Consider the following 24,453-nt stretch of genomic DNA (forward strand, 5'->3'; position numbering starts at 1 on the left):
GTATCCTCGCTGCTCGGGCGGTGACGGGCGCGGGTTTTCCGGTGTGCGTGGCAAGAGGAGGCGGTCATGAGGCCCCAGGATCGTGAGCGCATCCAGGTCGAGGTGGTGACCCGGGTCGTGGACCGCTACGTGGCCGAGGCGCGGCGCGCGCCCGACGGGCACCTCGAGACGCTGATCAACGACACCCTGTACCACGAGCGGCGTCGACTCGAGCGCGAGAACCGCAAGAAGAAGAGCACGCAGGCGCAGCTCGCTTTCTACCAGGGGATCCAGCGACGACTCCGGCACGCCTCGCCGCGCGACCTGCGCGCGCTGCTCGACGAGCTCGCCACGGCGTTCGTGGCCGAGGTGGTGGGGAACTTCAACGAGCGGGTCTACCAGCTCTCGACGCGGCTCATCCCGTCGGGCCTCTCGGTGCTCCTCACGGCGGCCTCTCCGGGGCGGCTGCTCGACCCAGAGACCTACCGGGGCGACGTCTCCGACCACGTCCAGCTCCAGGGCGAGGTGGAGCACGCGCGGGGGCTGCTCGATCGCGGCACCCTGATCGTCGTTCCCACCCACCTGTCGAACCTGGACAGCGTGATTATGGGGTACGCGGCCTACCTGGTGGGCCTCCCGCCGCTGCTCTACGGAGCCGGGCTGAACCTCTTCACCAACCCCGTCATCTCGTACTTCATGCGGAACCTCGGCGCGTATCGCGTGGACCGCAAGAAGAGCGCGACGCTCTACAAGGACGTGCTGAAGGAGTACGCCACCTGCTCGCTCGAGATGGGCTACCACAACCTCTTCTTCCCCGGAGGGACGCGCAGCCGGAGCGGTGGAGTGGAGCTGAAGCTGAAGAAGGGGCTCCTCGGCACCTCCGCGGCCGCCTTCGTCAACAACCTGCGGGCGGGTCGTCCGAAGCCCAACCTCTACGTGGTCCCGTGCACGCTCTCGTACAAGCTGGTCCTCGAGGCCGAGACGCTCATCGGTGACTACCTGACGGAGGTGGGCAAGTCGCGCTACATCATCGAGGACGACGAGTTTTCGAAGCCGCGCCGCATCCTGAACTTCCTCTCCAACGTGGTGTCCCTCGACGCCAAGATCGTGGTGCGGTTCTCCGAGCCGCTCGACATCTTCGGCAACCGCGTCGACCGCGAGGGGCGGAGCCTCGACCCCCACGGCCGTCCGGTAGATCCGACGAGCTACGTCCTCTCGGGCGGCGAGCCGATCCACGACGAGAAGCGCGACGCGGAGTACACGAACGAGGTGGCCGACGAGGTGGTGCGCGCCTTCCTGCGCGACAACGTGGTGATGTCCACGCACCTCGTGGCCCAGGCGCTCTTCGGCATGCTCCGGCGGGGAAACCCCGAGCTGGACCTCTATCGCATCCTGGCCACGGGAGGCCAGACGCCGTCGTTCTCGATGCACGAGCTCTACCTCGAGACGGACCGGCTGATCGCGACCCTCAAGACGCTGCCGGGGGGGCCGCGCCTCGCGGAGGAGCTCCTGACCGGGGACGCGCAGGACGTGGTCGGGGACGCGCTGAAGCACTTCGCCATCTACCACACGCACGCCGCGGCGGTCCGACGCGGGGACCGCGTCTTCCCCGAGGACCGGAATCTGCTCCTCTACTACGGCAATCGACTGAACGGCTACGATCTCGGGCGACGGCGTTCCGCCTAGCGCGTGGTCGCTTCACCTCGTCGAGGGAACCATGGACGATACGGTCGCAGTCGTGGGGGCGGGCAACTGGGGGACGACCCTGGCGAAGGTGCTCGCCGAGAACGGTCGCCGCGTCCTGCTCTGGGCCCGGTCGGAGCCGACGGTGCGGGAGATCAACGAGACGCGGCAGAACAGCCGCTACCTGCCGAACGTCTGGCTGCCGGCGGGGGTCGAGGCCACGACGGAGCTGGAGCCGGTCTGTCGTCAGGCGCAGGTGATCCTGCTCGTGGTGCCCTCGCACGGCCTCCGGAAGGTGGCCTACGAGCTGGGGCAGTTCCTCACGGGGGACCAGCTCGTGGTCCACGCCACGAAGGGGATCGAGCAGGAGACCTTCAAGCGGATGAGCGAGGTGCTGCGGGAGGAGACCTGCGTGCGCAAGATCGGGGTCCTCACCGGTCCGAACCTCGCGCACGAGCTCGCGGAGCGTCAGCCCGCCGGGACCCTGGTGGCGTCGCGCTACGAGGAGGTCTTCACGCGCGCCTACGGGGTGCTCCACAACAACTACTTCCGCGTCTACCACGGGCACGACGTCGTCGGTGCGGAGGTGGGCGGCGCCTTCAAGAACATCGTGGCGCTGGCCGCGGGCGTGGTTGACGGGCTCAAGCTCGGTGACAACACCAAGGCGCTGCTGCTCACGCGGGGGCTCAACGAGATGGCGCGGCTCGGAGTGGCGATGGGGGCCAAGCCCCTGACCTTCGCGGGGATGGCGGGGGTTGGCGACCTCATGGCCACCTGCAGCTCGAACCGCTCGCGGAACCACCAGGTCGGCGCGCGCCTGGCGCAGGGGCAGAGCCTGGAGCAGATCCAGGCCGAGATGGTGATGGTCGCCGAGGGGGTGCGCACGACCCGGGCCGTATACGCCTTCGCGCAGGAGCGGCGGCTGGACCTGCCCATCGTGCGCGCCGTCCACCGCATGCTCTACGAGGGCGCGACGCTTCCGCAGGTGATCGAGGAGCTGATGTCGATCCCGGGAGGCGCCGAGTTCGGCGATTGGGCGGCGTGACCTTTCCCATCGATCGTTCGAATCAGCGCGCTCTCCCCGAGGACTACGACGGCGAGGTCTTCGTCTGCGACATCGACCGCACCTATCTGATGACGCGTTTCTCGTCGCTCAAGGGACTGGCCCGCATCCCCTTCGAGTTTGCCGTCGACAAGCAGTCGATCGCCGGCATGACGGCGCTGCTCAAGGAGGTCCGTCGCGGCCCCGGACCCGGGAGCCGCCAGACGCCGCTCTACTTCGTCTCGGCCAGCCCGGCGCAGCTCCGGTCGGTGATCGAGCGCAAGCTCACGATGGATGGGCTCGAATACGACGGGACTACCTTCAAGGACTGGCTCGGGGTCATGCGCTCCGGGCGCGTGCGCCGCTTCCGCGAGCAGGTGGGCTTCAAGCTCACGGCGCTCCTCAAGGGGCGCGTGGAGCTGCCGCGGCGGGCCCACGAGGTGCTGATCGGCGACGACCTCGAGTCGGACGCCGAGGCGTTCTGCGTCTACGCCGACCTCGTGGCCGGTCGTCTTCAGGCCGAGGAGGCACTGGCGGTTCTCGCGCGGCTGGGCGTCGGCGGCGACGACGCGAAAGCGATCGTGGCGCTGCGGCAGCGCGTGGAGCCCGTGGAGGGGGTGAGCCGGGTCCTCATCCGGCTCGAGCGGCACGAGCACGCCGAGGACTTCCTCGACTTCGCGCCGCACGTGGTGGCCTGCCGCAGCCCGCTGCAGATGGCCATGGTGCTCCTCGACGCCGGGAGCATCGGGATGCGCGGCCTGGCCCGGGTGGCGCAGGAGCTCCTGGACCGCGGCCGAAGCGCGCGACAGCTCGGTGAGGAGCTCGGCGATGCGGTGCGACGCGCGCTCACGTCGCGCGAGAGGGCCGAGAGCCTGCTCGAGGAGCTGGCGCGAGAGGGGACGCGACTCGAGGTGGAGCAGTGGCCGAGCGTGGACTTCTCGTGGCGGCTCGTCCGGCCGCGCGAGGCGGGGGTTCCGTGGACGCCGCAGGCGCTGCTCGGTTGATCAGCATCCAGCTTGCAAGGGGTCGATAGCGCCGCTCGGAAACTGATCCACTTGGCCGGCCGGAAACTGATCCACCCCAAGCGGATCGACCCTACGCCCGGCGGCTCGTCCTGGGCAAGGTCGACGGGGTGATGACGGGGGTTTTCTCTGGGGCCTTCTCCTCTCCGGACCTCTTTCGCATCCTGTAGCTCTTACCCTTGGTGGTGATGACGGTGGCATGGTGGGCGAGGCGGTCGAGGAGCGCGGTGGTTAGCTTCTCGTCGCCCGCGAAGACCTTCACCCAGTCGGCGAAGGGCAGGTTGGTGGTCACGATCACGCTATGGCGCTCGTAACGTTCGGTCAGCAGATTGAAGAGCAGTTCGCCGCCAGCGCGGTCAAAGGGAACGAAGCCCAGCTCGTCGACGATGAGCAGCTCGACGCGCTGAAGGCGACGCTGGAAGCGACCCAGCTCTCGTGCGTCGCGCGCCTCGAGCCGAGCGCGCACGAGGTCGGCAGCCCTCTGGAAGAGCACCCGGCGGCGTTGCCGAGCGGCCTCGACGCCCAGCGCGATGGCCAAGTGCGTTTTGCCGGTACCGATGGGGCCCACGAAGATGACGTTCTCGGCGCGCCCGATCCAGTCGCCTCGGGCAAGCTCGGCGATCTGCGCGGCGCTCACGCACTCGCTGCTCGCGAAGTCGAAGGTGTCGAGCGTCTTGGTTTCGGGGAAGCGGGCTTCGCGTAGCCGATGGCGTACGGCGGATTCGCGGCGCGAGACTTGCTCGGCGACGAGCACCTCGTGCAGGTACTCCTCGAAGTTCCAGTGCTCCTCGCGAGCCTGGCGAGCCAGGGCCTCGAAGACGCGGACGAGCCCCGGCATCTTGAGCCCTCTGGCGACGGCGGTGACGAGGTCCTTGGAGATCGCAGCCCGGCTCATACCGCACCTCCGCGCAGCCAGCCGTCGTAGTCGGCGGCGCAGCCCGACGCGACCTCGAGCGACCGCAGACGGTGAGGCAGCGCCTCCGGTGCGATCGCCGCTTCCGGAGGCGCGGGAGGCGCCAGCGCCAAGAGCAGGGGCTCGTCTTGGGCGAGCGCCTCGGCCAGCCGCTGCGCGACCGCTCCGAGCCCACGGGTCTCGACGTGCCCGAGCACCTTGGCGAGGATGCGGGCCGCTTGTCGCGGGCCGTGTGCGTCGACCAGAGACCTCCAGGCGCGATCGAAGGGTGGTCCCAGATCGCGGATCAGCTCCGAAGCGACCTGACGCACCGCCTGAGGCTTTCGAGCCAGCTCGCGCAGATAGTGCCGGTAGTCGATGGATCGCTCGCCAAAGCGCTTGCGAGGATGCGTGGCCATCACCGTCGGCTCGACGCCGGCTGGCCCGACGATCTCGAGGGCGTCTGGACCGACGTGGGCCGTCACCTCCAGTCCGGCCCACTGGCAGGGCACGGAGTAGACGGCGCCCTCGACGGTGATCAGCGACCGGCGCGAGACCCCGACCAGGCGAAGCGCCTGCGCTCGAAACCGACGAGCCGGCAGCGGCAGCATGTGCCCACGCTCCAGGCCGAAGCGGTCGCCGATCGTGTGTCCGTTTGCATCGCGCCCTTCTGCCTGTCGCGCGTCGAGGCGCGCCAGCAGCTCGCCGCTGACAGCGGCGAGGTCAGGCCCCGCAGGGATCGGCACCAGGTGCTGCCACCGAATGCCCTTGCCGCGCCCTTCGACCCCGCCCTTGTCGTGACCTGTGGCTGGGCGGCAGAAGCAGGGCTCGAAGAGATAGTGCGAGACGAGCGCCTCGAAGCGCGCGGTCAGCTGTCGCTCCGCACCGACGAGAATCTTGCGCACGGCCGGCTTCAGATTGTCGTAGGCGAGTCGATGCGGCACCACGCCGAAGTGCTCGAAGGCCCGCACGTGGGCGTCGAGGAAGCACACCTGGTCCTGTCTCGCGTAGAGCCGAGCGAAGTCGCGGCCCGAGTGCATCAGCCGTATGACAAACATCCAGGCCTTCTGACGCGTGCCACCGATGTCAGCGAGCACCTCGAAGAAGTCCACCTCGCCGAGCTCTCCCGGATGGTAGATCAGCGGCACTAACACCTCGCGCCGACGTCGCTTCCATTCGCTGACGACCTCCTTGACCAGCGTCACCCCCACCTCGTGGCCCTCGGCGCGCAGCATCTGGTGAAGTCGGGTCGCGGTCAGTCGCTGCTTCCCGCCCGTCCACCGCGGCGACTCGGTGAGGATCTCTTCGATCCGTGGAGCGACCCGCTCCGCCACCGGCTTGGCCCGCGGCCCCTCCTCGACGCGCACCGGCTCGGAGAGCAGCCCGAGGTAGCGCTTCACCGTATTGCGCGAGATCCGCATCTCCCGCGCGACCCGTCGCACGCTGACGCCCTCGACGAGCACCTTGTGTCTGACGACGTGTACCTGATCCATCCTCAGCATCCTCCAGCGGGGTGCCGGTCCGTCCGACCGAGCAACTTCCGCTACTTGGGTGCCTGGGGTGGATCAGTTTCCGAGCGGCGTTTGGATCAGTTTCTGAGCGGCGGGATCAGAAGACGCGGGCGGCGCAAAGCGGTTGAGAGATGGAAGGTGGAACTCAGAAAGGCTGCGTCTCGCGATTTCTAGAACCCGCATGGGTTGAGGCCTCATGGTTTGAGTTGACGGCCATGATGGAGAATGATAAGGGGTAGTCAGTTCTCCGCCGCTACGTGCCATGGGGGTCGTTGCGGGATGCCTCAAGCTAGCAAGGGGGTCGCCATGATCAACTCCAGAACTCCAGAACTCCAGAACTCTAAGGGTGCTGCGCCTGCATTTCGTCTTGCCCTCGTGATGCTGGGGGCCAGTCTCGGTGCGGCCTCCGGTTGTCGATCGAGCGACGTCGCGTCGCAGGTGAGGCCTCAGTTCGCCTGGGTCGCCGAGGCGGCGTCAATCGTGCCGGCCGAAATTCAAGCCCTCGCTCGACCGCTGCTCGCTCGCACGGAACGCTTGATACACTCCGTGACCAAGGCGTTTCCGCTACGGGGCCAGACCGTGTACCGGCTCGTGGCCTTCGATGAGGTAACGCAGGCCACCCGGAAATTCGCCGTGGACGCTGCCGGGGCTATCGTCGACTTCGAGTCGCTGGTGAAGCAGGAGCAGGCGACCTATCGCGCGCGCTACGGTGTCCTCGACGAGGCCCTGCAGGCTCGGCTGCTCAGGTCGACCGCTACGAGGGAGGCCGTTGAGATACGGTACCGGCCGACCGGGCATCCGCCCCTTCGACCCGCCTCGGGCGCTCTCCTGAGCGAAGCAGCGCATGAAGCGGCCCTCAATGCGTTCATAGGCCCGAACGCGTCAACACTTGCAGAGGAGATCATCGCCGACGGAGGCCGCGTGATCTCTCGCAACCGGTACGCCCCGATCATCGAGGCCGAGCTACCGCCAGCCCTTCTTCTCGGCAAGTACAAGACGCACCCACTCATCGAAGCTATCGTGCGCTCCGTGAAGGGCGATCCCGTTGTGCGCGGGGCCGAGATCTCGACGGTCGACCTGAACCTCCGCCCAGCGTTCCACTACAACAACTACTACGGCACAGGGGTCATGGTCGGAATTACGGGCGAGTCCGGTTCGGACTCCCAACCAAGCGCCCGTTGCGGCATCTACTTCGGCAACCCCTGGCTCGTCTTTTCCGGTGAGCACCACAAGGTGACGCCGAACACGTGCACTACCAGCGCGGATTGCGCGACGGTCTGCGCGTCGTTTGGCAACCCGGGAAGCTGCGCCGGGGGCCACTGTACCATCTTCCATGCCACGGCCATCGCGGGGATGATCGGGCACACCTACAACGTGATCTCGCCTCGACAAGCCCCTGCGGTCCAGGTCTTCAACGTTAACGAGCCCTTCACGGTCACGCCACATCAGGACGCGTTGGCCTGGTTATTCAGCCACGGAGTTCGCGTGACCAGCAAGAGCTGGGGCGGTCCGGTCAACATCTACGCGCAGGATTACTACAGCATCTTGGGCCTAACGACCGTCGAGTTGGCCGGCAACGCCGCGGACGGCTATCGGGGCGAAGACGTCATGGCAGGCTGTCACTCCGCCAACACTCTCTGCATCGGCGCCTACACGACGACGACGAGCTTCTGGGACACCACGAACACGAAGAATCGCGCGATCTGTACGAAATGGACCTTCGGGTGTGATCGCGAGGAACCGCACCTGACGCTTCACGGCGCAAACGCTACGACGACCCATTGGGATCCTGCCGATGCCGACGGACTTGTCACCGGCTCCGGGACGAGCTTGGCAACCCCCGCCGCGGCCGGCCTCGTGGCTCTGTTGCAGCAGCGGTGGCCAACGCCGTTCCTGAGCTGGCCAGAGGCGGTGCGGGCTACGCTGATGGCGTCCGCGACGATCGACGTCCTCCCCGTGCCTGAGATGCCTGGCAAGACCTACTCGGACTATCTGTGGCCCGACGAACGGGACGGCGCCGGCGTGCCGAACGCGATCCGCGTCGAAAGCATGATGAACAACCTCCGCGTCAGGACTCACACCATAAACAAGACGACGAGCTTCGACGGCAACGGCGAGATGCTCCTCATGCGGGTGTACCTCACGGCCGGCCAGCGGCTCCGGAGCGTGATCTCCTGGGACGCGTGCCCGGATGCCACCGTCGTGGACCCCGCAGCCAACGGCACCCACGCCGACCTTGACCTGCGGATCAGGCGAGTTGGCACCGGAGAGGTGATCCGCGACGCTGCCTCGTATGATGGAAGCTACGAGATCACCGAGTTCGTGGCTCCTACAGCGGACCACTACGACCTGGTGCTTCAGCGCTTCGGCTGGAACGCCTGCGGTGCGCTTCCCGTCGACACCACTTACCTGGGCTTTGCCTATGACGTGCGCTAGGCGGATGGTCCTGGTCACGGTATGCGGCGCGCTCGCGGCCAGCGGCTGCGGGTCGTCGTCACGCACGACGCCGCTAAGCGACGGGCGTAGCGCCGACGCCTCCGCCAGGGACCGAGGTGTCGCGGATGCGCCCGCCAAGGATCGAGACAGCGCCGACACGCTCGCCAGGGACCGAGGCAGCGCCGACGCGCGCGGCAAAGACAGGGGCACGGGCGACGCGCTCGTCTGCACCTTCGAGACCATGGGATGCAAGGGGAGCGAGGATAAGCGCTCCTGGTGCTGCTGGTCGGACAAGCAACCCTACCCGTGCTGCCCTGGCGCTATCCATGGAATGGTGTGGTACGCCTGCAATCCGACCACGGGGAAGTGCTATTCCTTCTGCAGCGACTGCACGCCTCCCGGGTTCACCGTCAGGTGGGACGGCGGGCCCGCGTTCTTCGACGCGCAGCACTGATCGCGAGTTCTACGCGCGCTCGAAGAGCCCCGCCGCCCCCATCCCACCCCCGATGCACATGCTGACCACGCCGTACCGCCCCTTGGTGCGCGCGAGCTCGTAGAGCAGCTTCGCGGTGAGGATCGCGCCCGTGGCGCCGAGCGGGTGGCCGAGCGCGATGGCGCCGCCGTTCGGATTCACCTTGGCCGGGTCGAGCCCGAGCTCGCGCACGCAGTAGATGGCTTGCGCGGCGAAGGCCTCGTTGAGTTCGAAGCAGTCGATCTCGTCGAGCGAGACCCCCGAGACCTGGCACAGCTTGCGGATCGCGGGGACGGGGCCGATCCCCATCACCTCGGGGGGCACTCCGACCACGACGAAGTGGCGAAAGATGCCGAGCGGAGCCAGGCCGAGCTCCTCCGCGCGGGCCCGCGTCATCAGCACGGCGGCTGCGGCGCCGTCGCTGAGCTGCGAGCTACTGCCGGCGGTGACGGTCCCCCCGGTGGCGTGGAAGGCCGGCTTGAGCTTCGCGAGGCCCTCGAGGGTCGTGTCGGGGCGCGGCCCCTCGTCCTCGGTCACGCGGACCTCCCGGGTGCCGCCCTCCTCGTAGACCCGCGTCTGGACCTCGACGATCTCGTCCGTGAACCTCCCCGCCCGCTGGGCGGCTACGGCGCGCTGGTGGCTCGCGAGGGCGAACTCGTCCTGCGCCTGTCGGGTCACGCCGTAGCGCGAGGCCACGTTCTCGGCCGTGTTCCCCATGCTGACGAAGGCCTCGGGGTAGCGGTCGAAGAGCTCAGGGTTGGCCGTGGGCTTCTGCCCGGCCATGCCGATGAGGCTCATGGACTCCACCCCGCCGGCCACCGCCACGTCGGTCCCTCCGAGGGCGATGCGCCCCCCGGCCACCGCCAGCGCCTGTAGCCCCGAGGAGCAGAAGCGATTGACCGTCAGCGCCGGGACCTCGTGGGGGAGGCCCGCCACGAACGACGCGATGCGCGCGACGTTCATCCCTTGCTCGCCCTCGGGGAAGGCGCACCCGAGGACCACGTCTCCGACCTCGGCCGGGTCCAGCCCCTCGGCCCTCCGGAGCGCCTCCTTGATGACCACCCCCGCGAGGGAGTCCGGCCGGGTGTCCCTCAGGTTGCCGCGGTGGGCGCGCCCGATGGGTGCCCGCGTTATCGATACGATCGCGATCTCGCGCATGCTCGTCTCCTCTGCCGCGCCCCGTCAGTTCCGGAGGGGCTTGCCGTGCTGCAGCATGTGCTGCATGCGCTCCTGGCTCTTCTTCTCGCCGCAGAGGGAGAGGAAGGCCTCGCGCTCGAGGTCCAGGATCTGCTGCTGCGAGACCTTCACGCGCGGGCTCGTCTCCCCGCCGCAAAGGACCCAGCCCAGCTTGGAGGCCATGAGGTATTCGTGGTCGGTGATCTGCTTGCCTTGGCGCATGTTGTCAGCGAACCAGCGAATGGTCGCCGCGCCGCTCGGGCCGGGGAGCCTGAGCTTTAGCGGGCGCGGCCGCCTGTAGCCGGCGCGCGCCAGCCCGAGCACGGTCTGCTTCGCGTCGTGGAGGAGGAGGTCCCGGTTCAGCGTCACGCCGTCCGTCGGACGCAGCAGGCCGAGGCGCCGCGCCTCCTCGGCGCCGACGGAGACCTTGGCCATGCCGATCACCTCGAAGGCGCGCCGCACGAAGGGCATGACGTCGAACCCCGGGTCGTCGGGCACGTTCGCGAGGCACCGTTCGAGCATGGCGAGCGTGCCGCCGCCGCCGGGGATGAGCCCCACGCCGAACTCGACGAGTCCCATGTAGAGCTCGGCGTGAGCGCGCACCGCGTCGGCGCCCATCACCATCTCCGCGCCGCCGCCCAGGGCCAGGCCGGCCGGAGCGGCCACCACCGGGACGTCCGAGTAGCGCAGCCGCAGCGTCGCGTGCTGGAAGGAGGAGATCATCTTTTCCAGCTCGCCCCAGGCCCCTTGCTGGATGGCCATCAGGACGGCGAACAGGTTGGCGCCCGCGGAGAAGGCCTCCTTGTGGTCGTTGCCGAGGACCAGGCCGGTCCAGCCCTCCTCCTCGGCCAGCGCCACGGACTGATCCAGCATCGCGATCACGTCGCTGTCCACGGCGTTCATCTTGGTGTGGAAGGCGAGGAGCAGCACGCCGTCCCCGAGGTCGTAGAGCGTGGATCCGGCGTTCTGCTTCACGACCTGCTGCGCGTCGGCCAGCGCCGGGAGGCGCACGGCGCGCGGGTCCTCCGGCACGTCGCGATAGCTCTCGCGGGATAGATCGAAGAAGGTCGGTCGCCCGGCCGTCCCCCCGTAGAAGCCGGTCGCCCCCCGCTCCAGCATGCGCGGCACGACGTCGGGCACCGCGATCCCCTCGTCGGACATGCGCGAGAGGCTCTCCTGGACGCCGATCGCGTCCCAGGTCTCGAAGGGGCCGAGTTCCCACGCGAAGCCCCAGCGCATGGCGTTGTCGATGTTCACCACGTCGTCGGCGATCTCGCCGAGGCGGCGCGCCGAGTACGCGGCGACGCGAGCGGTGACCTCCCAGGCCAGCCGGGCCAGGCGGTCCTGACCGTGGACGAGGGCGCGGATCCGGGGCCCCGGCTGCTCGATTCCGCGGGCCGCGCCGATCGAATCCGCGCGGACCTTCTGCTGGGGCCGGTACTCCATGGTCCGCAGGTCGAGGGCCAGGATCTGGTCCCCCTCCTTCTTGTAGAAGCCGCCCTTGGTCTTCTGCCCGAGCCATCCCCGCTGGACCATCTCGCGCAGGAAGTCGGGGAGCCGGAATACCTCGCGCTCCTCGTCCCCGGGGAGGTTCTCGTAGCAGTTGTTGGCCACGTGGACCAGCGTGTCGAGCCCCACTAGGTCCGCGGTGCGGAAGATCGCGCTCTTCGGGCGACCGCTGACGGGGCCGAAGAGGGCGTCGATCTCCTCGACGGAGAAACCCTCGCGGACCATGGCGTGCAGCGTGTAGAGCATGCCGTAGGTCCCGATGCGGTTCGCCACGAAGTTGGGGGTGTCCTTGCCGTAGACGATCCCCTTGCCCAGCACGTCGCTGCCGAAGCGGGCGAACGCGTCGAAGACGGGCCGGTCGGTCCCTTCGCCGGCCACGAGCTCGAGCAGGCGCATGTAGCGCACCGGGTTGAAGAAGTGCGTCACGAAGAAGTGGCGCACGAAACTCTCGGAGCGCCCGGCGACCATCTCGGCGATCTTGAGCCCCGAGGTGTTCGACGTGACGATGGTGCGTTCGCCCCGCACCGCGTCCACCCGTGCGAAGAGCTTGCGCTTGATCTCCAGGTTCTCGGTGACGGCCTCCACGACCCAGTCGCAGCGGGCGAGGGAATGAAGGTGATCCTCGAAGTTCCCGGGGGTGACGAGCGCGGCGTCGTCGGGGTCGAAGAAGAGCGGTGGCCTCGCGTGGAGGGTCCGCTGGAGGTTCGCGATGGCGAAGCGGTTGCGATGGCGCGGGTCTGCGCGGCCGATGCCGCGCGCGAGCTCCTCGGGTGTCGGCTCCGGGGGGAGAATGTCGAGGAGCAGGGTCTCCACGCCCATCCCGGCGAGGTGTGCGGCGATCCCGCTTCCCATCACGCCCGACCCCAGGACGGCTGCGCGTCGGATTCTGCGGGGCATCTCGTCTCCTTGGCGATCTGGTTGCGTCCCAGCCTCGGCCGAGATGGTTGCCATGTCAATACGGCTGGGAGTACCCTTGCGGGCACCTTCGCGTCGGGACATGTCGAACAGCACCATCTATCCGATGACCTTCGCCCCGCTCCTCAAGGAGCTCGTGTGGGGCGGGGACAAGCTGGGCCGCCTCCTCGGCAAGGGCGCTCCGACGAGCCGCCCGATCGGCGAGTCGTGGGAGCTCGTCGACCTGCCGAGCGACCAGAGTGTGGTGGCCTCCGGTCTGCGCGCGGGCACGAGCCTGCACGAACTTCTCGCGCACGACGCGGTCTCCGTGCTCGGGCCCGTGGGACTCGATGGGGGGCGATTCCCGCTGCTCGTGAAGTACATCGATGCGGCGCAGACCCTGTCGGTGCAGGTCCATCCGGACGAGACCGCCGCGACGGCGCTCGGCGGGCGGCCGAAGAACGAGGTCTGGTACGTGCTCCACGCCGAGCCGGGGGCGCGCCTCTATCTCGGACTGCGGCCGGGGACGACCCGCGAGACCTTCGAGCGCGCGCTGGCCGAGGGGAGCGTCGAGGGACTGCTGCAGGAGATCCCCGCGGCGGCGGGGCAGATGGTGCACGTGAGCCCGGGCACCGTTCACGCGATCGGCGCGGGGATCTTGCTCGCGGAGGTGCAGCAGCCCTCGGACACGACCTACCGCGTGTACGACTGGGGGCGCGTGGGCCTCGACGGGAAGCCGCGCCCGCTGCACGTGGACCAGGCCCTGACGTGCATCGGCTGGGGAAACCCGGCGCGCGTTCGCCTGCCGAACGCGGGCGAACGGCTGGATGCCGGGCACTTCTTCGCCACGATCCACGCCCTCGTGGGCGGCGAGCAGCTGCGCTTGCCAGGCCAGGGTCCTCTCGTGCTCGTGGGGCTCGACGGAGAGGCCGAGGCGCGGTGGGGAGGCGCCGAGCCGATCCGCCTCGTCCTCGGGCAGGTGGCGCTGGTGCCGCACGCCTGTCGCGACGCCATCGTCGTCGGGAAGAAGGGCGCGCGCCTGCTGGCGGTGACCTTCCCGGTGCACTGACCGCGTCAGGGCTCTTTACTTCGTCTTGCCCTTGTCCGCCTCGAGCCCGAGTTCGAGCTGCGCGGCCTTGGTCTGCGCCTGGTCGTCGGCGCGGCGGAGCTGGGCCACCACCTGGGCGCGCTTTTCGAACCCGCGGTGGAGCGGTGCGATGCGCTCGTCGTCGTAGTCGTAGAGCACCGCGTCCAGCTTGTTCGGCGAGGGCTGAAGCAGGCAGCGGAGCACCTGCTCGAGCTTGCGCATGTACGAGAACGGGAAGGTCAGAAAGAGGCGGCGGGCCTCCGGCGCGCGGACCGACTCGGCGGCGATCTGGCCGGTGGCCATCAGCACCTGAACCTCGCCGCGGCGGAAGCGCTCGATGGTGCGCTGCCGGTCGGCGGGCCGCATCGCGCTGGTCAGGAGCTCGACGCGCACGCCCGGCGGAACGCGATTCGCGAGCTGCTCCAGGTGATCGCGTCGCTCGGACAGGACGAGGCAAGGATGCCCGGCGCCCGTCTCGCGGGCGATGTCCTCGGAGATCTGGCGGTTGCGCTCTTCGTCCTGAGCCAGCGCCGCGAGCAGCGCCTGGTAGTGCTCTCTCCCCTCGTAGGGGAAGGCGAAGCTCGTCGCCTGGAAGCGCGTGTTGAAGGGGACCGAGCGCCCGGCCGTGCTGACGTGGATCTGATGGATGACGCCGCCGAGGCTCAGGTAGAGCGAGTCGTGGAGGCCATCGGCACGGGTGGACGAGCCGGCCAGGCCGAGCAGGTACCGCGCGCCGACCGCACGGACCACGCGCATCAGCACGACGGGGTCCACCACGTCGAGCGCGTCGAAGAGGACCATGCCGTAGCCGTCGCGCAGGTCTGCCGCCGAAAGGCGCGCCACCGCCTCGTAGGTGCCGACGACGACGCGTGCGGCCGGGCGGGCCTCGCCCAGCGTCGCGAGGTTCGGCGCTCCGAGCTGCAGGCGCGCGCCGAGCTCGGCGGCCCAAAGGTCGCGGATGCGCGCGTCCTCGGCCAGCACGAGCGTGCGTTGCTGACGGCGAGCGACCAGCTCCGCGGCCAGGGTGACGCGATCGGCGCTGCGCGGCGCCACGAGGACGCCGGAGTCGTGGAGCAGGAGCCGTCTGAGAGCGCTCTGGTCGGCTTCGGTGAGGGTCTGTCTCGCCCGGACGGCGGGGCAGGCCACCATCGTGCGACGATCCACCACGGAATAGGGCACGCCGTGCCGCCGGCAGGTCTCGGTGACGCGAGGGAGCATCCCCTGCGGCATGAGGTGCTGGCCGTCGCGGGTCTGCAGGAGATTCAGCAGGGCCCGCTCGCCGCCGTCGTGCTGCAGCAAGCGTCCGCTCTCGGCCTGGCGCAGCTGGCGCCGGAGCGCGTCGACGACCCGCCTCGGCGTGACCTCGCTGGCCACGTGGACGTCGGTGTCGACGAGAATCTCGAGCGGCTGTGGATCGGCCAATGCTGCTCTCGCCATGCCGTGAGCCCTACCGCGCAGCCCGCGGAGCGAGGCGCTCTCGCTGTGCGTACCGCGCCGGCTCGTCGAGTGTCGGTCCCACCATATCGAAGCTATCTCGCCGCGGCCAATTTCTCGACCACTGCTCGTCTTTCCCGAGGCGCAGCGTCGGGGAGAAGGGCGCGGGATGCGGAGCGCGGGAGGTTACGTCGACGGTCGGCAAGCGATGCGAAACATATCGGACCGCCCCGACGGTGTAAAGGGGGAGCGCGACCTGGAGCGGCCCATTCTCGTCGAGAAGCTCGCCGCGCGCGGGGCGCAGCGATCCGCCGCACCGCGATGGCCTGACTCAGGTCATGCGCTGGTGCAGTCCCCTCAGTCGCGGGTGGCGCTGCAGGCGAAAACCGTGGTGCGCGAAGATCCCCTCGAGCTTCTCGAAGTCGCGCTGGATCCGCCGCACCGCGCAGCGGTAGGCCATGTTCAGGATCTCGGTGCGGATGTTGTACTTCATCGGGGATCCGCTCATGAGCCGCATGTCGTCCTCCTCGGGCTTGAAGAGGAGGAAATCGACCTGCGGGTAGCTGTCCACGGCGTTCTGGTAGGCGTGGAAGAAGCGGGTGTGGATCACGGCCTTGAGCGCCTGCAACCCGCCGAAGACCCCGCCCTTCTTCGCCACGTAGCCGGGCACGTCGGTACGCACCGGGACGAGCGGATCCACCACGATGACGAGCTTGGCCCCTCGCTCCACCGCCAGGTGGAAGTTGGAGGTGCGCGTGTACTGCCCATCGACGAAGTACCGGCCCCGGATCTGCACCGGATCGAAGAACGGGGTGAGGGCCGCCGAGGCGCGCACAGCCGTGGAGATCGGCACGTCCTGCCACTGCCCCTTGCCGAACACGACGTGCGCCGAGGTGTCCTGGTCGGTCGCACCGATGTAGAGCTCGCGCTTGAGCTGGCGGAAGTCGTCGGTCCGGCCGGGCTGCACGAGCTGCTCCCGGATGAAGCGCTCCAGGGAGTCGCCGCTGAAGAATCCCATCGGGACGGTCTTCAGCACGGCCGATACGAGCTCGCTCCAGCTCCGGATCGGCAGGCTCTTCGCGAGCAGCCAGGCCCGGGAGGCGTACTCCTTGAAGTGCGGGTCGTAGATCACCGATGGCCGCACGGCCTGAACGGTGCTGTCGGCGTTCGGATCGGTGATGGCGGCCGCCACCTCCTCGGGCTCGGCGCCGTTGGCGATGAAGGCGGCCAGGATCGCCCCGGCGCTGATCCCGCAGTAGATGTTGGCGTCGGTCACCGAGCGGCTCTGGAGGTGGGCGTTCAGCGCCATGAGCACGCCCACCTCGAAGATGAAGCCCTCGACCCCGCCACCGGCCAGGCAGATCGCGGCCTTGCCAGGGTGCGGATCGGTGAGGCGCTCCACCAGATCGAGCAGGGCGCCGCCGAAGGGCTCGACGACGAAGCCGCCGATGTGGAGGCGGCCGAGCTCGAAGGCTCGGAGCGGAAGGTCCTCGTCCGGCTCGAGCACGGCGATCACCCGGGAGAGCGGGAAGCGCCGGTCGGGGTCCGCTGTGTAGTGGAGCTTCTCCGTCAGCTCCTGCGCGAAGGTGCCGCTGCGTTCCTCGCGCGGCGCCTCGGGGAGGCGTCGACTGTCCACGACCAGGAAGCTGTAGTAGTGCTCGCGAGCCCGCGCGAAGGCCTCGTCTCCGACGGGAAGGACGTGGAGCTGCACGGTCCGCCGTGCGGAGGGGAGGACGAGCCAGTCGGCCCCGCGGACCCCTCGCTGGGGCTTCGCGCCCGCCTCGTCGAGCTCGCGGCGTATCCGGCCGAGGAGCTCCTCGGGCGCGAGGTAGAGGATGTCACTGACGGGCTTCATCGTCATGGGTCACGTCCGTCGCTACGCGCGAGCGGGAAAGCCATACTACGTTTCTTCGACGCTGTGGTAGGTGCGCGCGGGGTCGGCGAGGGGGGGCCACCGCACGGCCGGGTCAGGACGACTCGGCCGGCAACTCCTCCGGCGACGGCTGCCGCGGCGCGATCTCCAGGGTGAAGGGGGGCAGGGGCATGGCGAGGAAGAAGCCCTGCACGAAGTGGCAGCCCAGCTCGCGGAGGGTGTCGAGCTCGGCGCGCGTCTCGACCCCCTCGGCGATGACCTGCGTTCCGGCCTCGACGGCGAAGGCCACCATGTTGCGCAGCAGGTTGCGCCGAATGGGGCTCTGGTCGATCCCGCGGATGAGGGTCATGTCGAACTTGATGAAGTCGGGGTTGAGCTCCGCGACCGAGGAGAGCGCCGCGTAGCCGCTCCCCAGGTCGTCCACTGCGATGCGCACGCCGCTGCTCCGGAGGACGTCCATGTTGCGCCGGAAGTGCTCGAAGTCGGTGATCGTGGCCCGCTCGGTCACCTCGAGCACCAGGTTGGCCGCGTGCTCGACGATGAACGGCTCCGGCCGGAGGAGCTCGGGGTCATTGAAGTCGAGCGGGTGCAGGTTCACGAAGAGGAGCGACCCGTCGGGCATCGAGGTCACCGAATCGACCGCCATCTTGCGCAAGAGCCGCGAGAGAGGCCAGATGCGGCCCGCCTGCTCGGCCACGCTGAAGAGGACGTGCGGATTGCGCAGCTCCGGCTGCGTGCAGCGCACGAGGGCCTCGTAGGCGAAGATCGAGTGGTCGTGAATGTTCACGATCGGCTGGTACACCATGTTGAAGGAGCGGTTGGCGATCGCGCGGTCGAGCACGCGCGTCTGGACGGCCAGCTTCTGCCGGCCCACGTCGGTGGCCTCGGTTTGCGCCCGCTGGATGCCGCGGAAGAGCTGCCGCTCCGGGTGGATCTTGGCGTAGGGCGTGACCCGCGAGATCCCGACGTAGACCTGGTGGATCGTCGCGAGCTCCTCGTCCATGGCCTGCAGGTGCCGGAGCATGCCTTCCCCGAGGCGGCTCGGGATCTCGGCGTCGTTCTCGCGCTGGGGGATGAGCAGCACGTAGTCGTCGGCGAAGCTGCGCAGGACGGCGCAGTGGCCGCGCTCGCGCTCCAGGTCGCGGGCCACGCGGCCGAGGTAGTTGGCGAGGAGTCCGGCGTAGGCGCCGAGCGTTTCCCAGCCGAAGCGCTCCTCGATGATCTGCGTGGAAGGAAGGTGGACGTAGAGGATCGTGGCTCCCGCGGCATCCTCGGCCAACGGGCGAAGCTCGTTGTGCAGGCTGGTCAGCGAGGGGAAACCCGTGACGAGGTCGATGACGCGCGCCGGAACGTCCAGCGTCGACGAGGACGGGCCCGCGATGAGGCTCGTGTCGCCGAGGCGTCGAGAGACGGTCGAGGGGATCCGTGGATGGCTATCCCCTTTGCCTCGCATGGTGTGACCCCGCCCCCTCCGGTTGGTCGCGTCAGGATAGCTCGCGTCATCGACGATTGGCAACGCCTGCGGCGTGCAGCGGCGCGTTGACGGACGGGTCAGGCCTCCAGCGAGCGCCAGAGGTACCAGGTGGCGAGGGTGCGGTAGGGCGCCCAGCTCGCGCCGAGCCGTTCCAGGCGCGCACGCTCGGGGCGTTGTTTGAGCCCGTAGACCTGCTTGACGGCCGTTTGGAGGCCCAGATCATCCGTGGGGAGCACGTTGAGCCGCCCCATGCGGAAGATGAGAAACATCTCGGCGGACCAGCGGCCGATCCCACGCACGGAGGTGAGCGCCCGGACCACCTCGTCGTCGCTGGCCCTCCGGAGTCGCTGGAAGGGCAGGGCGCCGGCGGCGGCCTGTTCCGCCAGGTCGCGCACGTAGGAGACCTTCTGGCGCGAGAGCCCGGCCGACCTGAGGCGCTCTGCGTCGAGGCCCAGGATGGCCGCGGGGTCCAGGCGCTCCACTGCGCCGGCCGCGTCCAGAATGCGTCGGAAGATGGTGGCGCCGGCCTTGATCGAGAGCTGCTGGTGCACGATCGATTCCACGAGCGCCGTGAAGGCGTCGCCTCGGGGGTCCGGCTTGAGGCGGCACGGCCCAACCCGTCGGATGAGCTCGCCGAGGCGTGGGTCGGCCCGGCGCAGGTGGCGAAGGCCCGCGCGGTGCAGAGCGGTGAGGTCGAGCCCCTCGATGGAGAGGAGCGCGAGCTTGGTGCTCACGTCCCCATGCGCGGAAAACCACCCGAGGCCCCCGTCGCCCGCGAGGACGCGGTGGCAGGGGATGAGCAGAGGCACGGGGTTCTTGGCCATGGCCTGGCCGACCGCGCGAGCGGCGCCGGGGCTGCCCGCTCGGCGCGCGAGCTCGCCGTAGGAGACGGTCTCCCCCGGCCGCAGGCGCCGTGCCTCGGCGTACACCCGGTCGAGGAACGGGCCCGCGGGGGCCAGGTCGAGCGGGAGGTCGGCCAGCAGTTCGTCCTCGCCGCCGAGGAGCCGCTGCAGGCGGGAGATGGCGGCGGCGATCTCCCGAGAGGGGCTGGCCTCGAGCTGCCGGACCTCCGCGCGCCGCGCGAGCCGCGACGCGGTGGCTTTCTCGTCTTCCTCCGGGAGCTGTACCAGGCGAATCCCGGCCTTTGTCCACGCGAGACCGCAGGTGCCTATCGGGGACGGGAAGAGACAGGCTCTAACGTCGGTCGTCGTCTTCATAGTCCGAACTTCGCGAGCTTCTTGTGCAGCCCCTCGCGCGTGATGCCGAGGGCCGCCGCCGTCTGGGTCTTGTTGTTTCCGTGCTCGCGCAGGGCCTCCACGAGGAGCCAGCGCTCCACCGTCTCGACCATCTCCTTGAGCGTCCCCTTCGGCGGGGCGATGCGCTCGAGCATCCCCTCCACCTTGCGTACCTGCGGCGAGAGGTGTTCGGGCTGGACGATTCCGCCGTCGTCGAGCTGGATCACGAGGCGCTGGATCTCGTTCTCCAGCTCGCGGATGTTCCCGGGCCAGCGGTAGGCGCAGAGCTCGTTCATCGCGGCCTGGCTGACCCCCCCGACGTTCTTGTGCATCTCGGCGCTGTAGCGTCGAAGGAAGTGTTGTGCGAGCAGCGGGATGTCCTCGCGGCGCTCGCGCAACGGGGGCAACGCGATCGGGAAGACCATCAGCCGGTAGAAGAGGTCCTGGCGGAAGCGCCCCGCGGCCACCTCCTTCTCGAGCGAACGATTGGTGGCGCAGATGATGCGCACGTCTACGCGCTTGACGGTGGCGGCACCGACAGGCCGGACCTCGCCCTCCTGAAGGACGCGGAGGAGCTTGGCCTGGAGCGACAGCGCCATCTCCCCGACCTCGTCGAGGAAGAGCGTGCCGCCGTCGGCGATCTCGAAGAGCCCCTTCTTGTCCTGGTCGGCGCCCGTGAACGACCCCTTCTTGTGGCCGAAGAGCTCGCTCTCGAGGAGCGTCTCGGGGAGCGCCGCGCAGTTCTGCGCCACGAACATCTTGTCCCGGCGGCGGCTCTGGTAGTGGATGGCGTTCGCGACCAGCTCCTTGCCGGTGCCCGTCTCGCCGGTGATGCACACGGTGGCGCGCGTGTCGATCACCTTCTGTACCTGGTGGAAGATGGTCTTCATCGCGGAGGAGCCGCCGATGATCTGCTCGAAGGCCGTCACCCCCGGCTGCCGCCCCCGCAGGTAGCGATTCTCTCCCTGGAGCTTCTCTTGGGCCACCTTGAGCTGGCGGTAGAGTTGCGCGTTCTCGATCGCGAGCGTGGCCTGACTGGCGAGGACGAGCAGGAGCTCGAGGTCGCGCTCGGTGAAGATCCCCGAGCTCGCGCGGTTGTCGCATTCGATGACGCCGCGGATGCGGTCCCCTCGGAAGAGCGGCACTCCGACGATGGAGCGGATGTTCGCGCCCATGATGCTCTCCGTCGAGCCCAGCTCGTGCGGCGCGTCGGCGGCCAGCACCGCGGCGCGCTCCTTGAGCACCTTCCGCAGCATGGCTCGACTCATCATCACCCCCTCCGCGGCAGAGCCGGGGGTTCGGGCGCGAGCCAGCAGGGGGACGAAGCGCTCTTCCTCGCCTTCGGCCACCATGATCGACAGGTGGGTGGCGCGGGGCAGGAGGTCGAAGACGGCCTGGGCCACGCCCTCGAGGACCTGACTCAGTTCGAGCTGCCCCGTGAGCAAGGTGATGGCGTGGTAGAGGGCCGAGATGTCGGGGCCCTGCTCGACCTTGCCCAGGACCTTGGGGAGCTCGGTCAGGGAGCGGGTCGCGATGATGCGGTGCGCGTGCTCGTCCTGGGCCGGGCTCTCCGAGACGCGGCAGAGGATCACGACCGGCGCCGCGGCGTCTCCGAGCAGCAGGCGATCGCCGTCCCTGACTGGAGCTTCCCAGCGCTGCGTCCCGTCGAGCAGGAGCCGCTCCTGGTCGCGCACGAGCATCGAGCCATTGGTGGAGTGCAGGTCGCGATAGATGTACTCGCCACCGTCGCGGTAGAGCAGTCCGTGGTCGTTCGACAGGTGGTAGTCGCCGAGCTGAACCGTGGCCTGAGGGGATCGCCCGATCGAGATCTGGTCGGCGTCGCTCTCCACTGTGCGGCCCACGTCGGCGCCCTGGAGGATCTCGAGGCGGATCATGGGCTGCTCTCTGGGCGAAGGATTCGGTGACCCAGGCAGTACGCGCGCGTCCGGAGCTCCTGCCCGCTCGGGAGGTCTGGGGCGGGGACCGGGTCTTCCGCCGCCGCGAGCAGCAGCGAGCCGAGTTGCGGCCTCTCCGAAGGCGACAGGGCGTCGGGCATCCGCAGGAGCTGCTCCATCGCGGTGAGGATGGCGTGCTGCACCTGCGGGTGCGCGCCCTTCAGCCGGCGGGCCAGGGCGAGCAGAGCCCCCGTGCTCCGGTTCCGGCCGAGGTCGAGCGCGGCCCGTTCCTGCGCGCGCCATCCGGCTCCGGCGAGCTTTTTCTCGAGGCAGGCCGCGTCGTCTTCGCAGTCCGTCACGACCCCCAGGCGGGGATGGTAGGTTGCCGAAGCCTGCCGCATTACGGGGTCCTCCGCCTCGGTCGGCCGTCGGCGGTGAAACGGCGCTGCACCCTCCGATCCCGCCGACCGCGCCACAGCGAGCGCTGCGGCCCAGCGTAGCACAGGGGGCGGCGACACGTCCCGGCCGCTCGGCTGCGCGGCAAGGGTCGCCGCGGTTCGCGCGTCCCCGTGCCACCCCAAGAGCTCGAGCGCGCGCAGACGGGAGGAGAGCGCCGCCCGCGGATCTCCGGCCAGGGCGAGCAGCGGGTTCAGATCCTCCGCGTCGCCGAGACGCAGTCGCGCCTCCGCGAGAGCGAGTCGGTACTCCTCGGGGTCGGTCGGGCGCGCGGCTCTCCGGAGCGCCGGTAGGGCGCTCGCCGTGCCGAGATCGGGGAGCAGCCGGGTTGCGGCGGCGGCGTTCGAGCGCGGCTGCCCGCGCCGATCGCGAGCGAGCGCTCCGGCGAGCACCTCGGGCGAGGCCGCCGCGCCGATGGTGCAGATCGCGCGTCGGGCCTCCTCGAGCAGGAGCGTGCCGTGTCCCGTGGCGCCGAGAGCCCGTACCAGCGCCCCAGCGGCCTTCGGCGAGCCGACGTGCCCGAGCGCCCGCGCCGCCAGACGGTTCAGATTCCAGTCCTGCCGGAGGGGATCGGCCTCGAGCGCCTCGAGGAGCGCGGGGACGGCCTGAGGCGAGCGGAGTCGCTCGAGCGTTTCGATGATGGCCCGCTCGAGCCAGATCTGGCGGTCGGCGCGAGGGCGCTGGCGCGCGCGCCGCAGCGCCGCTACGAGCTCCGGGACGGCTTCCTTGACGTCGAGCTCGCCGAGCATCTGGGCCGAGCGCACCGCCGCCTCGTAGTACGAACCGTCGCGGTCGGCGTCGCCGAGCGCGGCTGCGAAGACGTGCGCGGCGCGTCGATCCCCGATGGCTGCGAGAGCGGCGACGATCTGGTCACGCCCCTCGTCGCGCCGATACGCCTCGGCCAGGGCGTCGAGCACGCGGTCCCGCACCTGGGCGCGCTGGGCGACGGGAGCCTTGCGGACCCGCACGAGGAGCTGCTCCACCGCTGCCTCGCGCTGCCCGGGCTCGTCGAGCTGCGAGACCAGCCGGTCGATCGGATCGCGCTTGCCGCAGGCGACGCCGAAGTGGGTGAGCGCGAGCAGGATGACGAGGTGACGACAGGTCACTTCAGCAGCCAGGTGAGCTCCGCGAGCCCGAGGGGCCCAGCGAACCGTAGCGTTAGCTGCCGCGCCTCGGCGGCCAGGAAGGGCCGGCCGTCGGGCAGGACGCGCGGGAAGCGCAGCCAGTAGAATTGCGAGAATCGGTCCACGTAGGGGAAGAGCTCGGCGATGGTGGCGCTGATCTGCGGTTCCTGGCGGATCTCTTTGGCGTCCACCTGCTCGTTGCGGTCGTTGACGAGCGCGATGCGCCAGACGCTGTTCTTCCGGTGGAAGTCGTTCCAGCTGCGGTCGTGCGTCGCGGCGGACACGACGACGGGGATGGAGTCTCGCCACTGCGCGAGCAGCTCCTGCTCGAGTCGCCAGTGCTGTTCGCGCGGCAACTTGAAGATCCGGGCGCGGCGGGCCACGTACGCCGAGATGAAGTCCGGCGAGAAGATCGTGGCGTGCGCGTCGAGCGCCGTGTCGAGCTGCTTCAACACGCGTGCGTTGCGCGTCCAGCGGCCTAGCACCTCCGGGTAGTCGTTCGGCCCGTAGCCGGCGGTCGGCGGGGTGAGGCTCACCGGGGTGGCGACCTCGGCGCACCCCGCGATAGCCAGCAGGAGTGCGAAGCCGATCCACCCGTCGCGGAGAGACCTCATGCCGGGAAGTCCCCGCGCACGAGGAGGGTCGTGAGTGGCAGCTCGGCCTCGATCGCCTCGCGGCCTCCCTCGCAGCGGTCGACGAGGGCCAGCACGCGCACCGGCCGGAGTCCGGCCTCGCGGCAGCGCTGGACCGCCAGCAGGCTCGAGCCGCCCGAGGTGACGACGTCCTCCACCACGACCACCGGCGTCCCCGGGCCGAGGCGCGTCGCGCCCTCGATCACCTTTCCGGTGCCGTGCCCCTTGGCTTTCTTGCGCACGTAGAAGGCGTCGAGGGGGCGGCCGGCGAGGTGGCTCATCAGCGACGTGGCGCTGGCCAGCGGGTCGGCCCCCAGGCTCATGCCGCCGACCGCCACCGCCTCGGGGTCCAGCCGCGTGATCAGGTGGTGGAAGAGCCAGCCCACGAGGAAGTGCCCCTCCGCGCTGAGCACGACGCGCCGGCAATCGAGGTAGAAATTACTGCGTCGGCCCGAGGCGAGCACCACCTCGCGACGCTCGAAGGCCTGGGTGCGTAGGAGCTCGAGCAGGCGTTCGAGGTAGTGCGGCCCTCCGGGTGGGGGCGCTCCGGGCCACGCGAACGCCGGTCCGGAGGGAGACGTGGGGACCGGGGGCGGGTGTCCTTCCGCTTCCATGAGGGTTTGAGCG

General features: G+C 69.5%; 18 protein-coding genes. 6 read left to right on the forward strand and 12 right to left on the reverse strand.

Features of this window, described 5'->3' with window-relative positions; all coding sequences use genetic code 11:
* Positions 1–66 precede the first annotated feature (66 nt).
* Genes IT371_25260 through IT371_25270 form a run of 3 tightly spaced genes read left to right on the forward strand, consistent with a single transcriptional unit; the run spans position 67 to position 3,708 of the window.
* Entirely contained in the window at positions 67–1,665 is a 1,599-nt protein-coding gene (locus IT371_25260; GenBank protein ID MCC6750990.1) for a 1-acyl-sn-glycerol-3-phosphate acyltransferase, read from the forward strand.
* A 31-nt stretch (positions 1,666–1,696) separates the two neighbouring features.
* Positions 1,697–2,707 (forward strand): NAD(P)-dependent glycerol-3-phosphate dehydrogenase, encoded by a 1,011-nt coding sequence (locus IT371_25265; GenBank protein MCC6750991.1) that lies wholly within the window; start codon positions 1,697–1,699, stop codon positions 2,705–2,707.
* Positions 2,704–3,708 (forward strand): hypothetical protein, encoded by a 1,005-nt coding sequence (locus IT371_25270; GenBank protein MCC6750992.1) that lies wholly within the window; start codon positions 2,704–2,706, stop codon positions 3,706–3,708. The genes IT371_25265 and IT371_25270 overlap by 4 nt, the downstream gene beginning before the upstream one ends.
* A 91-nt stretch (positions 3,709–3,799) precedes the next feature.
* Here IT371_25270 and IT371_25275 read toward each other — a convergent pair whose 3' ends face one another.
* Together IT371_25275 and IT371_25280 are read right to left on the reverse strand one after the other, a co-directional pair.
* Positions 3,800–4,621 carry an ATP-binding protein gene (locus IT371_25275; GenBank protein MCC6750993.1) on the reverse strand — a complete coding sequence of 274 codons (822 nt, stop codon included), beginning with the start codon at positions 4,619–4,621 and terminating at the stop codon, positions 3,800–3,802.
* The gene (locus IT371_25280) at positions 4,618–6,111 is read right to left on the reverse strand and encodes an IS21 family transposase (GenBank protein ID MCC6750994.1); all 1,494 of its coding nucleotides are present in this window, start codon (positions 6,109–6,111) and stop codon (positions 4,618–4,620) included. The genes IT371_25275 and IT371_25280 overlap by 4 nt, the downstream gene beginning before the upstream one ends.
* Positions 6,112–6,435: 324 nt before the next feature.
* On the opposite strand from IT371_25280, the gene IT371_25285 reads away from it, so the two are divergent.
* Together IT371_25285 and IT371_25290 are read left to right on the forward strand one after the other, a co-directional pair.
* Positions 6,436–8,565 (forward strand): S8 family serine peptidase, encoded by a 2,130-nt coding sequence (locus IT371_25285; GenBank protein ID MCC6750995.1) that lies wholly within the window; start codon positions 6,436–6,438, stop codon positions 8,563–8,565.
* A 4-nt stretch (positions 8,566–8,569) separates the two neighbouring features.
* Positions 8,570–9,019, forward strand: a complete 450-nt coding sequence (locus tag IT371_25290) for a hypothetical protein (GenBank protein ID MCC6750996.1) — start codon at positions 8,570–8,572, stop codon at positions 9,017–9,019.
* A gap of 9 nt (positions 9,020–9,028) precedes the next feature.
* Here IT371_25290 and IT371_25295 read toward each other — a convergent pair whose 3' ends face one another.
* Both IT371_25295 and IT371_25300 read right to left on the reverse strand, forming a co-directional pair.
* The gene (locus IT371_25295) at positions 9,029–10,195 is read right to left on the reverse strand and encodes a thiolase family protein (protein ID MCC6750997.1); all 1,167 of its coding nucleotides are present in this window, start codon (positions 10,193–10,195) and stop codon (positions 9,029–9,031) included.
* A gap of 24 nt (positions 10,196–10,219) precedes the next feature.
* Positions 10,220–12,619: a 3-hydroxyacyl-CoA dehydrogenase/enoyl-CoA hydratase family protein gene (locus IT371_25300; protein MCC6750998.1), complete on the reverse strand. Its 2,400-nt coding sequence runs from the start codon at positions 12,617–12,619 to the stop codon at positions 10,220–10,222.
* Between the two features lie 100 nt (positions 12,620–12,719).
* Between IT371_25300 and IT371_25305 the strand changes: the two genes are divergently transcribed.
* Positions 12,720–13,685, forward strand: coding sequence for a class I mannose-6-phosphate isomerase (locus IT371_25305; protein MCC6750999.1), 966 nt, complete (start codon positions 12,720–12,722; stop codon positions 13,683–13,685).
* Between the two features lie 15 nt (positions 13,686–13,700).
* On the opposite strand, the gene IT371_25310 is transcribed toward IT371_25305, so the two are convergent.
* From IT371_25310 to pyrE, 8 genes are all read right to left on the reverse strand, one after another.
* On the reverse strand, positions 13,701–15,140 hold the full coding sequence (locus IT371_25310) for a hypothetical protein (GenBank protein MCC6751000.1): 1,440 nt from the start codon (positions 15,138–15,140) through the stop codon (positions 13,701–13,703).
* Positions 15,141–15,468: 328 nt separating this feature from the next.
* Positions 15,469–16,998 (reverse strand): patatin-like phospholipase family protein, encoded by a 1,530-nt coding sequence (locus tag IT371_25315; protein ID MCC6751001.1) that lies wholly within the window; start codon positions 16,996–16,998, stop codon positions 15,469–15,471.
* 106 nt (positions 16,999–17,104) lie between these two features.
* Positions 17,105–18,463, reverse strand: coding sequence for an EAL domain-containing protein (locus tag IT371_25320; GenBank protein ID MCC6751002.1), 1,359 nt, complete (start codon positions 18,461–18,463; stop codon positions 17,105–17,107).
* 98 nt (positions 18,464–18,561) lie between these two features.
* Positions 18,562–19,701 (reverse strand): methylated-DNA--[protein]-cysteine S-methyltransferase, encoded by a 1,140-nt coding sequence (locus IT371_25325; GenBank protein MCC6751003.1) that lies wholly within the window; start codon positions 19,699–19,701, stop codon positions 18,562–18,564.
* Positions 19,698–21,614 (reverse strand): sigma 54-interacting transcriptional regulator, encoded by a 1,917-nt coding sequence (locus IT371_25330; GenBank protein ID MCC6751004.1) that lies wholly within the window; start codon positions 21,612–21,614, stop codon positions 19,698–19,700. The genes IT371_25325 and IT371_25330 overlap by 4 nt, the downstream gene beginning before the upstream one ends.
* Entirely contained in the window at positions 21,611–23,176 is a 1,566-nt protein-coding gene (locus IT371_25335) for a HEAT repeat domain-containing protein (GenBank protein MCC6751005.1), read from the reverse strand. The genes IT371_25330 and IT371_25335 overlap by 4 nt, the downstream gene beginning before the upstream one ends.
* Complete coding sequence (locus IT371_25340; protein ID MCC6751006.1) at positions 23,173–23,808, reverse strand: hypothetical protein; 636 nt, start codon at positions 23,806–23,808, stop codon at positions 23,173–23,175. Before IT371_25340 ends, IT371_25335 begins: the two co-directional genes overlap by 4 nt.
* Positions 23,805–24,440 carry an orotate phosphoribosyltransferase gene (pyrE, locus tag IT371_25345; protein MCC6751007.1) on the reverse strand — a complete coding sequence of 212 codons (636 nt, stop codon included), beginning with the start codon at positions 24,438–24,440 and terminating at the stop codon, positions 23,805–23,807. The genes IT371_25340 and pyrE overlap by 4 nt, the downstream gene beginning before the upstream one ends.
* Positions 24,441–24,453: the final 13 nt, after the last annotated feature.

The sequence above is a fragment of the Deltaproteobacteria bacterium genome, assembly GCA_020848905.1.
Classification (GTDB): domain Bacteria; phylum Myxococcota_A; class Polyangia.